Annotated in this window: 11 protein-coding genes; all 11 read left to right on the top strand. The window is 74.2% G+C overall.

Annotated elements, in window-relative coordinates; all coding sequences use genetic code 11:
* On the top strand, positions 1-1,112 hold a 1,112-nt coding region (locus tag FJ694_RS17840; RefSeq protein ID WP_157268597.1), incomplete at its 5' end, for a hypothetical protein.
* Positions 1,105-1,449 carry a hydrogenase maturation nickel metallochaperone HypA gene (gene hypA, locus FJ694_RS17835; RefSeq protein WP_157268596.1) on the top strand — a complete coding sequence of 115 codons (345 nt, stop codon included), beginning with the start codon at positions 1,105-1,107 and terminating at the stop codon, positions 1,447-1,449. The genes FJ694_RS17840 and hypA, both read left to right, overlap by 8 nt.
* A gap of 58 nt (positions 1,450-1,507) precedes the next feature.
* Positions 1,508-2,527: a hydrogenase nickel incorporation protein HypB gene (hypB, locus tag FJ694_RS17830; RefSeq protein ID WP_157268601.1), complete on the top strand. Its 1,020-nt coding sequence runs from the start codon at positions 1,508-1,510 to the stop codon at positions 2,525-2,527.
* A gap of 10 nt (positions 2,528-2,537) precedes the next feature.
* A complete protein-coding gene (locus FJ694_RS17825) occupies positions 2,538-3,803 on the top strand; it encodes a Kae1-like domain-containing protein (RefSeq protein WP_198320885.1) in 1,266 nt (421 codons plus the stop codon).
* Entirely contained in the window at positions 3,794-4,063 is a 270-nt protein-coding gene (locus tag FJ694_RS17820; RefSeq protein ID WP_157268595.1) for a HypC/HybG/HupF family hydrogenase formation chaperone, read from the top strand. Before FJ694_RS17825 ends, FJ694_RS17820 begins: the two co-directional genes overlap by 10 nt.
* Positions 4,060-5,217, top strand: a complete 1,158-nt coding sequence (gene hypD / locus FJ694_RS17815) for a hydrogenase formation protein HypD (protein WP_157268594.1) — start codon at positions 4,060-4,062, stop codon at positions 5,215-5,217. Before FJ694_RS17820 ends, hypD begins: the two co-directional genes overlap by 4 nt.
* A 13-nt stretch (positions 5,218-5,230) precedes the next feature.
* On the top strand, positions 5,231-6,295 hold the full coding sequence (gene hypE, locus FJ694_RS17810) for a hydrogenase expression/formation protein HypE (protein ID WP_157268593.1): 1,065 nt from the start codon (positions 5,231-5,233) through the stop codon (positions 6,293-6,295).
* Between the two features lie 60 nt (positions 6,296-6,355).
* Complete coding sequence (locus tag FJ694_RS17805; protein ID WP_157268592.1) at positions 6,356-7,849, top strand: sigma-54-dependent transcriptional regulator; 1,494 nt, start codon at positions 6,356-6,358, stop codon at positions 7,847-7,849.
* 84 nt (positions 7,850-7,933) lie between these two features.
* Positions 7,934-8,131 carry a hypothetical protein gene (locus tag FJ694_RS17800; RefSeq protein ID WP_157268591.1) on the top strand — a complete coding sequence of 66 codons (198 nt, stop codon included), beginning with the start codon at positions 7,934-7,936 and terminating at the stop codon, positions 8,129-8,131.
* Positions 8,132-8,198: 67 nt separating this feature from the next.
* Positions 8,199-9,212, top strand: coding sequence for an NADH-quinone oxidoreductase subunit B family protein (locus FJ694_RS17795; protein ID WP_157268590.1), 1,014 nt, complete (start codon positions 8,199-8,201; stop codon positions 9,210-9,212).
* A gap of 148 nt (positions 9,213-9,360) precedes the next feature.
* Entirely contained in the window at positions 9,361-10,815 is a 1,455-nt protein-coding gene (locus FJ694_RS17790) for a nickel-dependent hydrogenase large subunit (RefSeq protein ID WP_157268589.1), read from the top strand.
* The last annotated feature ends 1 nt before the right edge of the window (position 10,816 follow it).

Raw genomic sequence — 10,816 nt, 5'->3', positions numbered from 1 at the left:
CGCTCACCGGCCGCCTGCTGCTGCGGCCGGGCCGCGCGCATCCCGGCACCGTCGAGCGCCTGGGCCCGCGCCGCGCCGAGCGCCTGGCCGTGGGCCGGCCGGCGGACGGCGCGCCGGCGCTGCTGGGCGCGCTGTTCACGCTGTGCGGCCATGCCCACGGGCTGACGGCGCGCCGCGCCGTCGAGGCCGCGCGCGCGGCTCCCGGCACGGTGCCGCCGCCGCCGTCCGCGGCCGAGGCGCGCCGGCTGCAGCTGCGCACGGCGCAGGAGCAGCTGCGCCGGCTGCTGGTCGATGCGCCGCCCGCGCTGGGCCTGGAGGCCGCCCCGCCCGCGCTGCTGCGCGGCTGCCCGCTGTGGCAGGGCATCGCCGGCTCGGACGCGGCGCTGGAGGCGCTGCCCGCCGCGCTGGGCGCCTGGCTGGAGCGCGAGCTGCTGGCTCTGCCGGCGGCCGACTGGCTCGCCGCCTGGGAGCGCGGCGGCGCCAACTGGCTCTCGGGCTGGGCGGCGCGCGCGTGCACGCCCGCGGCGCGGCTGCTGCGCCGGCTCCGGCCCTCGGCCGAAGAAGTTGCCGTGCCGCACCGCGCGCTGCGCCTGGACGCCGCAGACGGCTCGGCCCTGTCGCTGTCAACCCGGCTGGCGGCCGAGGCGCCGCTGCAGCAGGCCGGCGCCGTGCCATTTGCCACGGGCCCGTGGTGCCGCGCCCATGGGCGCGATCCGGGCGGCACCGACAATGCGTGGATGTTGTTTGCCAGCCGCCTCAGCGACCTCGTGCGCCTCGCCAGCCCCGACGGCACCGGCACCGGCGCGCGCACGCTGGACTGCGGCGCCGTGGCCACCGGCGAGCGCACCGGGCTGGCCTGGACCGAGACCGCGCGTGGGCTGCTGGTGCACCGCGCCGTGCTGGCCGAGTCCGGCAGCGTGGCCGCCTGGCGCGTGGCCGCGCCCACCGACTGGAATTTCGACCCGCAGGGCCCGGCCGCGGCGGCGCTGTCCGCGCTGCCCGCTGCCGGGGCGCCCGGCGCGGTGCAGGCGCTGGTGCTGGGGCTCGACCCGTGCCTGGCCTGGGAGGCGCTGCCGTGCGAGTCGGGCGCCGTGGAGGCCGCCCATGCATGAGGTGAGCCTGGCCGGCGGCATCCTGCGCATCGCCGAGGACGCGGCGCGGCGCGAGCGCTTCAGCCGCGTCACGGTGCTGCGCCTGGAAGCCGGGCGCTTTGCCGGCGTGGAGGTGCGCGCGCTGCGCTTCGCGCTGGAGTCGCTGGCGCCGGGCACCGTGCTGGAGGGCGCGCGGGTGGACATCGACGAGCCGCCGGGGCGCGCCTGGTGCCTGCGCTGCGGCGGCGAGGTCGAGCTGCAGCAGCGCGTGGACCCGTGCCCGGACTGCGGCGGCCATCAACTCCAGCCCACGGGCGGCACCGAGCTGCGCGTGGTGGACATGCGGGTCCAGGACTAGGGGACAGGTCCCGGACCCGCCGCTTCGAAGAAAAACGCAACCAATAGGGGTGACGATCATGTGTGTGGTGTGCGGATGCGCCGGCAACGAGCCGGCGGAAGGCCGGCCGGCCACCGGGGCCGTGGCCGACGCCAGGGGTGACCTGCATTACGGCGCCGGCGCGGCGCGGGTGTCGGTGCCGGGGATGTCGCAGGAGCGCGCGATCCAGATCGAGACCGACGTGCTGGGCGAGAACAACCGCCTCGCGGCGCTGAACCGCGCCCATTTCTCCAGCCACGGCGTCACGGCGCTGAACCTGGTCTCCAGCCCCGGCTCGGGCAAGACCACGCTGCTGTGCGCGACCATCGAGCTGCTCAAGCTGCGCGAGCCGCAGCTGCAGGTGGCGGTGATCGAGGGCGACCAGCAGACCAGCTTCGATGCCGACCGCATCCGCGCCACCGGCGCGCCGGCCGTGCAGGTCAACACCGGCAAGGGCTGCCACCTCGACGCGCAGATGGTCAGCGAGGCCTTCACCAGGCTGCCTATCCACGGCCATGCCCACGAGGCGCATGGCCACGGACACGCACATGAGGACGGGCACGGGCACCATCACGACCACGGGCATGCGCATGAACAGGGCCATGACAATGACCACGGACATGGGCACGGCCACGAGCACGCGCGCCGGCTGCTGTTCATCGAGAACGTGGGCAACCTGGTGTGCCCCGCGATGTGGGACCTGGGCGAGGCGGCCAAGGTGGCGGTGCTGTCGGTGACGGAAGGCGAGGACAAGCCGCTGAAGTACCCGGACATGTTCGCCGCGGCGCGGCTGATGGTGCTCAACAAGGTGGACCTGCTGCCCTACGTGAAGTTCGACGTGGCGCGCTGCATCGACTACGCGCGCCGCGTGAACCCGGCCATCGAGGTGCTGCAGGTCTCGGCCACGCGCGGCGACGGCATGGACGCGTGGGTGCACTGGGTGCTGCACGCCGGCCAGGCGCCGGCGCCCACCGAACGCGAGCGGGCGCTGCAGCAGCGCATCGCCGACCTGGAGCGCGAGCTGGCGAACTGGCGCGCGTCGGCGGCGCACGGCGCCTGAGCCTGATCCCATGGACACCCTGATCACCCTGCCGCGCCCGGCCCCGGCGCACGTGCTGGCCGTGGGCGCCTGGCTCAAGAACGCGGCCTGCCGCCTCGACGGCACCCGTGCGCTGATGAGCCCGCTGCACGGCGACCTGGATGACCCGGCCGCCTGCGCCGCGCTGGAGGCCTCCGCCGAGCGCCTGCTGGCGCTGGGCCCGGTGGACGCCGTCGCGCACGATCTGCATCCCGACTTCCACAGCACGCGGCTGGCGCTGGCGCTGGCCGAGCGGCTGGGCGTGCCGGCCATCGGCGTGCAGCACCACCATGCGCACATCGCCGTGGTGCAGGCGGAGCAGGGTCTGGCTGAGCCAGTCATCGGCCTGGCGCTGGACGGCGTGGGCCTGGGCACCGATGGCGAGCCCTGGGGCGGCGAGCTGCTGCTGGTGCGCGGCGCGCACTGGCAGCGCCTGGGCCGGCTGCAGCCGCTGGCGCTGCCCGGCGGCGACGCCGCGGCGCGCGAGCCCTGGCGCCTGGCCGCCGCGGTGCTGCATGCGCTGGGGCGCGGCGCCGAGATCGCGCCGCGCCTGGGCCCGGCCGTGGGCGAAGGCGCCGCCGGGATCATCGCCAGGCTGCTGGCGCGCGGGCTGAACTGCCCGGCCTCCAGCAGCGCCGGGCGCTGGTTCGATGCCGCCGCCGGGCTGCTGGGCCTGTCGGTGCGCCAGGCGGTCGAGGCCGAGGCCGCCATCGCGCTGGAAAAGCTCGCCACCGACACCGTGCTGGCGCAGCCCAGCCTGATCGAGGCGCTGGCGGCCTGGCCGGTGCCGCTGACGGCCGTCGAGGCCGACGGCACGCTGGCGCTGCTGCCGCTGCTGGGCACCGTCGCCGCGATGGGCGACGGCGGCCGGCACGGCGAGGCGGCGGCGCTGTTCCACGTGCAGCTGGCCGACGCGCTGGCCGGCTGGGCGCAGCGGGCCGCGCGCGAGCACGGCGCGCTGTACGTCGCGCTGGGCGGCGGCTGCTTCCTCAACCGGCTGCTGAGCGCGCGGCTGCTCGACACGCTCTCGGCCATGCAGCTGCCGCCGCTGCGCCCGCGCGCCGTGGGCTGCGGCGACGCCGGGCTGGCGCTGGGCCAGGCCTGGGCCGCCGCGCTGCAGGTCGCCGAACCGCGCCGCGCGACGGGCACGCCCGCGCAGACGGCGGCGCAGGGGGCGGCGCAGGCCATCGCCGCCGCGGCGGCCGGTGCCCCCGCAACCACGATGACCACCACGACGGAGACCTCCCCATGTGCCTAGCCTTGCCGGCGCGCGTCGTCAGCCTCTCCGACGACGGCACGGAAGCCGTCGTCGATCTAGGCGGCGTGCGCAAGGGCGTGTCCGTCGCGCTGGTGCCCGAGGCCCGCGTCGGCGACTACGTCATCGTCCACGTCGGCCACGCCATCGGCCTGATCGACCCGGAGGAAGCCGCGCGCACGCTGGCGCTGTTCGGCGAGCTGGCGGCGCTGGAGGACGGCGCCGCCGCGGTCTCCCCCGCTGACACGGCGGCCGCGCCATGAAGTACGTCACCGAGTTCCGCGACGGCGACATCGCGCGCCGCATTGCTGATCGGCTGGCGGCCGAGGCGGACCCGTCGCGCCGCTACGCCTTCATGGAGTTCTGCGGCGGCCACACGCACGCCATCTCGCGCTACGGCGTGGCCGAGCTGCTGCCGGCTAACGTGCGCATGGTGCACGGTCCCGGCTGCCCGGTGTGCGTGCTGCCGATCGGGCGCATCGACCTGGCGATCCACCTGGCGCTGGAACGCGGCGCCATCGTCTGCACCTACGGCGACACCATGCGCGTGCCGGCCTCGCCGGGCGCGGCGGGCGGCGAGCCGCTGTCGCTGATGCGCGCCAAGGCGCGCGGCGGCGACATCCGCATGGTCTATTCGGCCACCGACGCGCTGGCCGTCGCGCGCGCGAACCCGGGGCGCGAGGTGGTGTTCCTGGCCATCGGCTTCGAAACCACCACGCCGCCCACGGCGCTGGCCATCCGGCAGGCGGCGAAGGAGGAGCTGCGCAACTTCAGCGTCCTCTGTTGCCACGTGCTTACGCCGGCGGCGATCACGCACATCCTCAACTCGCCCGAAGTGCGCGACTGGCGCAGCGTGCCGCTGGACGGCTTCGTCGGGCCGGCGCACGTGAGCATCGTCATCGGCTCGGCGCCCTACGAGGGTTTCGCGCGCGACTACCGCAAGCCGGTGGTGATCGCTGGCTTCGAGCCGCTGGACGTGATGCAGGCGGTGCTGATGCTGGTGCGCCAAGTCAACGCCGGGCGCGCCGAGGTCGAGAACGAGTTCAGCCGCGCCGTCACGCGCCAGGGCAACGCGGCGGCGCAAGCCGTGGTGGCCGAGGTGTTCGAGCGGCGCGAGAGTTTCGAGTGGCGCGGCCTGGGCGAGGTGCCGGACAGCGCGCTGCGCATCCGCCCCGGGTTTGAGCGCTTTGACGCCGAGAAGAAATTCGATCTGACGTACCGCCCGGTGCCCGACCACAAGCAGTGCGCCTGCGGCGAGATCCTGCGCGGCGTCAAGCGCCCCACCGACTGCAAGCTGTTCGGCACGGTGTGCACGCCGGAGAGCCCGATGGGCTCGTGCATGGTGTCCTCGGAAGGCGCCTGCGCGGCGCACTACGCCTACGGGCGGTTCCGGGACATTGCGGTGGTGGTGGCGTGAACCTGCAGTACCCATGAGCACCCTCAAGAAAGACTACGTCCGCCCGCTGAACGTGAAGACCGGCCGCGTGGACATGAACCACGGCGCGGGCGGGCGCGCGGCGGCGCAACTGGTGGAAGAGCTGTTCCTGCCGGCCTTCGACAACCCGTACCTGCGCCAGGGCCACGACGGCGCGGCGCTGCCCATGCCGGGCGCGGGGCGGCTGGTGGTGGCCACCGACGCGCACGTGATCTCGCCGCTGTTCTTTCCCGGCGGCGACATCGGCTCCCTGAGCGTGCACGGCACGGTCAACGACGTGGCGATGAACGGCGCCACGCCGCTGTACCTGAGCGCCAGCTTCATCATCGAGGAGGGCTTCCCGCTGGCTGACCTCAAGCGCATTGCCGACTCGATGGGCGCGGCGGCGCGCGAGGCGGGTGTCGCCATCGTCACCGGCGACACCAAGGTGGTGGAGCAGGGCAAGGGCGATGGCGTGTTCATCAGCACCACGGGCGTGGGCGTGGCCGCGCCCGGCGTGGACGTGAGCGGCGCCAACGCGCGGCCCGGCGACGTGGTGCTGCTGTCCGGGACCATCGGCGAGCACGGCGTGGCGGTGCTGTCGCAGCGCGAGTCGCTGAGCTTCGAGACGGCCATCGTCTCCGACAGCGCGGCGCTGCACGGCCTGGTGGCCGCCATGCTGGCGGCGCTGCCGTGGCGCGAGGGCGCGCTGCACGTGCTGCGCGACCCCACGCGCGGCGGGCTGGCCAGCACGCTCAACGAGGTCGCGCGTCAGTCCGGCGTGGGCATCGAGCTCGACGAGGCTGCCATCCCGGTGCTGCCGCAGGTGGACGCGGCCTGCGAGCTGCTGGGGCTCGATCCGCTCTACGTCGCCAATGAGGGCAAGCTGGTCGCGATCTGTGCGCCCGAGGCGGCCGACACGCTGCTGGCCGCCATGCGCGCGCACCCGCTGGGTGCCGGCGCGGCGCGCATCGGCACCGTCACCGAGGACCCGCACCGCTTCGTGCAGATGGCCACGAAGCTGGGTGGGCGCCGCGTGGTGGACTGGTTGAGCGGGGAACAGCTGCCGCGGATCTGCTGAAGGCCCGCCGGGAGCCACAATCACGGTTTCGCCCGCGATGCTCACCGGCGCCTCCACCCCATGAACCTGCCCGCGCCCGACTCCTTGCCCATCGTCCTCGTCGTCGATGACGAGGCGCGCTCGCGCGAGGCGATGCGGCGCACGCTCGACGAGGAGTTCCGCATCCTCGAAGCCGCGCAGGCCGAGGAAGCGCGCGCGCTGATGGAGCGCCACGAGGTGGCCGTGGTGCTGTGCGACCAGCGCATGCCGGGCATCAGCGGCGTGGAGTTCCTGAAGGAGGCGCGCCAGCGCTGGCCCGAGGCGGTGCGCATCATCGTCAGCGGCTACACCGACAGCGAGGACATCATCACCGGCCTCAACGAGGCGGGCATCCACCAGTACGTGCTGAAACCCTGGGTGCCCGACGCGCTGCTGGCCACCGTGCGCGGCGCGGCCGAGACGCGCACGCTGCAGCGCAGCCTGCAGCGCCTGGACGTGGACCTGCGCGCGGCCACGCCCGTGCTGCGCCAGCGCCGCAGCGAGGCGCTGGCGCGCGCCCGCGCGGTGTTCGACTTCGACCGCATCGAGCGCGCCCCGGGCAGCCCGCTCGACGCGGTGTGCGCCATGGCCGAGCGCATGGCGCGCTACGACCTGCCGGTGCTGGTGCTGGGCGAGTCGGGTACCGGCAAGGAGCTGCTGGCGCGCGCTATCCACTACGCCAGCCCGCGCGCGGCGGCGCCCTTCGTGATCGAGAACTGCGCGGCGATCGCCGACACGCTGCTGGAGAGCGAGCTGTTCGGCCACAAGCGCGGCGCCTTCACCGGCGCGTACGAGGACCACCCGGGCCTGTTCCAGCGCGCGCATGGCGGCACGATCTTCCTGGACGAGATCGGGGAAACCTCGCCGGCGTTCCAGGTGAAGCTGCTGCGCGTGCTGCAGGAGGGCGAGGTGCGGCCGGTGGGCTCGGCCACGCCGGTGCCGGTGGACGTGCGCGTGGTGGCGGCCACGCACCGCGACCTGGAGGCCGAGGTGCGCGCCGGGCGCTTCCGCGAGGACCTGTACTACCGCATCGCCGGCGTGACGCTGGCCATGCCGGCGCTGCGCGAGCGCGTGGCCGACATCCCGCCGATCGCGCGTCGGCTGCTGCACGACGTGGGGCTGGAGCTTGGGCGGCCGGGCCTGGCCTTCGCGCCGGACGTGGCGCCGGTGCTGCTGGCCTACCCGTGGCCGGGCAACATCCGCGAGCTGCGCAACGAGATCCGGCGCGCCGCGGCGCTCAGCGACGACGACCTGGTGCCCGCGCGCCACTTCTCGCGCAAGGTGCTGCACGGGCAGGCCGGCGCCGGGCTGGCGTCCGGCGCGGTCAACGGCACCGACGGCGGCGCGAATGGCACCGCCGCCGCGCTGCCGGCCAGCGGCACGCTGGCGCAGCGGCTGGAGGCGATGGAAGCGATGCTGCTGCGCGAGGTGATGCTGCGCCTGCGCTGGAACAAGACCCACGCCGCGCGCGAGCTGGGCCTGTCCCGCGTGGGGCTGCGGGCGAAGCTGCTGCGGTTCGGGCTGGAGGAGAAATGATCCGGAACGCAGCCCGCGCGCTGCTCTGCGGCGCTTGTTACCTCGTCATTTCTGCGAAGGCGAGTCGCCGCCGAGGACCAATTGATGAACGTCGGCCAATGGCTGATTGGCCACACTCAGCACTTCGTCATCCCCGCGCAGGCGGGGATCCAGGCGGTCCCCAAGCAACCGGCAGCTGGTGGGGCGCCACACCGGGCGTTCGTCTTCGGCATGCCTGCAGCACCGCTTGCGCTGAAATGGGGGTCCGCCTGGATTCCCGCCTTCGCGGGAATGACGAAGTAGAAGGCGTGGCGGCTTGGCTTGCGGGATGCGACACCACGCCGGCCCTCCCTTCCACAGTGAGCTCCGCATGACCACCCCCGAACCCTTCAACGTCCTGTGGCTGCAGTCCGGCGGCTGCGGCGGCTGCAGCATGTCGCTGCTGTGCGCGGACACGGCCGACTTCCACGCGCTGCTGCGCGACGCGGGCATCCACCTGCTGTGGCACCCGTCGCTGTCGCTGGAGAGCGGCCACGAGGTGCGCCGGCTGCTCGACGACTGCATCGAGGGCCGGGTGCGGGTGGATGCGCTGTGCATCGAGGGGGCGCTGCTGCGCGGGCCCAACGGCAGCGGGCGCTTCCATCACCTGGCCGGCACCGGCGTGCCGATGATCGCCTGGGTGCGGCGCCTGGCCGGCGTGGCGCGGCACGTGGTGGCCATCGGCTCCTGCGCAGCCTGGGGCGGCATCACCGCCGGCGGGCCCAACCCGACCGAGGCCTGCGGCCTGCAGTACGAGGACGAGCATCCCGGCGGGCTGCTCGGGGCGGAGTTCCGCGCCGCCGCGGGCCTGCCGGTGGTCAACGTCGCGGGCTGCCCGACGCACCCGGGCTGGGTCGTGGACACGCTCATGGCGCTGGCCGAGGGGCTGCTGGGCGGCGCCGACCTCGACCCGCTGAACCGCCCGCGCTTCTACGCCGACCAGCTCGTGCACCACGGCTGCACGCGCAACGAGTTCTACGAGTTCAAGGCCAGCGCCGAGAAGCCGGGCGACCAGGGCTGCCTGATGGAGCACCGCGGCTGCAAGGGCACGCAGGCGCATGCCGACTGCAACACCCGGCTGTGGAACGGCGAGGGCTCGTGCACGCGCGGCGGCTACGCCTGCGTGAGCTGCACCGAGCCGGGCTTCCAGGAGCCGCGCCATGCCTTCGACACCACGCCCAAGATCGCCGGCATCCCCATCGGGCTGCCCACCGACATGCCCAAGGCCTGGTTCGTGGCGCTGGCCTCGCTGTCCAAGAGCGCCACGCCGCGGCGCGTGAAACTCAATGCCGTGGCCGAGCACACCGTGGTGCCGCCGGCGGTGCGGCGCACGCGGCTGAAGTGATTCGTCTGCGCATGGGAGTCAATTTTCCCGTTCGTCCTGAGCCTGTCGAAGGGCAGGCGCTGACATGCCGGCTTGGCAGAGGCTTCGACAAGCTCAGCCCGAACGGTGTTTTTTCATGCCTGCGTGAAATGCAGGCAAAAGCGTACGCATGAGCAGACTGATCGTCGGACCCTTCAACCGTGTCGAGGGCGACCTGGAGGTGCAGCTGGACATCGCCCAGGGCCGCGTGCGGGCCGCGTGGGTGAACTCGCCCATGTACCGCGGCTTCGAGCAGATCCTGCCGGGCAAGGAGCCGCTGGACGCGCTGGTGATCGTGCCGCGGCTGTGCGGCATCTGCTCGGTGTCGCAGTCGGTAGCGGCGGCGCGCGCGCTGGCCGATCTCGCCGGCGTGGCGCCGCCGCCCAACGGGCTGCTGGCGCAAAACCTGATGCTGGCCACCGAGAACCTGGCCGACCACCTCACGCACTTCTACCTGTTCTTCATGCCCGACTTCACGCGCGCGGTGTACGCGCACGAGCCGTGGCATGCCGAGGCGCTGCGGCGCTTCGAGGCCCAGGCCGGCGCGCAGGCGCGCGCCGCCATCGCGGCGCGCCAGCGCTGGTTCCGGCTGCTGGGCACGCTGGGCGGCAAGTGGCCGCACACGCACGCCATCCACCCGGGCGGCAGCACGCGGCCGGTGCAGGCCTCGGAGCGGCTGCGGCTGCTGGCGCAGGTGCGCGAGTTCCGCGGCTTCCTGCAGGGCGAACTCTTCGGCGCGCCGCTGGAGGAGGTGGCGGCGCTGGACAGCGAGGCCGCGCTGCGCGCCTGGCTGGCGCAGGGCGACCGGGGCGATTTCGGTTTCTTCCTGTCCATCGCCGCGGCGCTGCGGCTGGACACGCTGGGGCCGGGGCCGGGGCGCTTCCTGAGCTACGGCGCCTGGCCGCAGCCCGACGGCACGCACGTGGTGCCGCGCGGCGTGTGGAGCATGCAGGCGCGCGCGCTGCAGCCGCTGGACCTGGAGGCGATCACCGAGGACGCCACGCACGCGTGGCTGTCGGATGCCGGCGGCGCGCGACATCCGCGCGAGGGGCTGACGCTGCCCGACGCCGAGAAGGCCGAGGCCTACACCTGGAACAAGGCGCCGCGCCTGGGCGGCGCGGTGGTGGAGTGCGGCGCCGTGGCGCGGCAGCTCGCCGCCGGCCAGCCGCTGGTGGTGGACGCCGTGCGCCGCTGCGGCGGCACGGTCTACACCCGGGTGCTGGCGCGGCTGCTGGAGCTGGCGCGCGTGGTGCCGCTGATGGAGGAGTGGCTGCGCGCGCTGCGCCCGGGCGAGCCGTGGTGCGATGCCTTCACGCTGCCGGAGGACGGCGCCGGCGTGGGCCTGGCCGAGGCCGCGCGCGGCAGCCTGGGGCACTGGCTGCGCGTGGAGCGCGGGCGCATCGCCACCTACCAGATCGTCGCGCCCACCTCCTGGAATTTCTCGCCGCGCGACGCCGCGGGCGTGCCCGGCGCGCTGGAGGCGGCGCTGGTGGACGCGCCGGTGCGCGCGGGCGAGGCCACGCCGGTGGCGGTGCAGCACGTGGTGCGCTCCTTCGACCCGTGCATGGTGTGCACGGTGCATTGAC

Origin of the sequence: Azohydromonas aeria, from assembly GCF_009760915.1 — a bacterium.
Taxonomy (GTDB): domain Bacteria; phylum Pseudomonadota; class Gammaproteobacteria; order Burkholderiales; family Burkholderiaceae_C; genus Azohydromonas; species Azohydromonas aeria.
Note: the sequence above shows the minus strand (reverse complement) of the source record. Positions and strands in the feature narration are given on the sequence as shown.

Coding starts and splice junctions, on each gene's coding strand:
- FJ694_RS17800 (WP_157268591.1), top strand. CDS start 7,934: ATGAACGTCGGCCAATGGCTGATTGGCCACACTCAGCACTTCGTCATC.
- FJ694_RS17795 (WP_157268590.1), top strand. CDS start 8,199: ATGACCACCCCCGAACCCTTCAACGTCCTGTGGCTGCAGTCCGGCGGC.
- hypA (WP_157268596.1), top strand. CDS start 1,105: ATGCATGAGGTGAGCCTGGCCGGCGGCATCCTGCGCATCGCCGAGGAC.
- hypD (WP_157268594.1), top strand. CDS start 4,060: ATGAAGTACGTCACCGAGTTCCGCGACGGCGACATCGCGCGCCGCATT.
- FJ694_RS17820 (WP_157268595.1), top strand. CDS start 3,794: ATGTGCCTAGCCTTGCCGGCGCGCGTCGTCAGCCTCTCCGACGACGGC.
- hypE (WP_157268593.1), top strand. CDS start 5,231: ATGAGCACCCTCAAGAAAGACTACGTCCGCCCGCTGAACGTGAAGACC.
- FJ694_RS17825 (WP_198320885.1), top strand. CDS start 2,538: ATGGACACCCTGATCACCCTGCCGCGCCCGGCCCCGGCGCACGTGCTG.
- hypB (WP_157268601.1), top strand. CDS start 1,508: ATGTGTGTGGTGTGCGGATGCGCCGGCAACGAGCCGGCGGAAGGCCGG.
- FJ694_RS17790 (WP_157268589.1), top strand. CDS start 9,361: ATGAGCAGACTGATCGTCGGACCCTTCAACCGTGTCGAGGGCGACCTG.
- FJ694_RS17805 (WP_157268592.1), top strand. CDS start 6,356: ATGAACCTGCCCGCGCCCGACTCCTTGCCCATCGTCCTCGTCGTCGAT.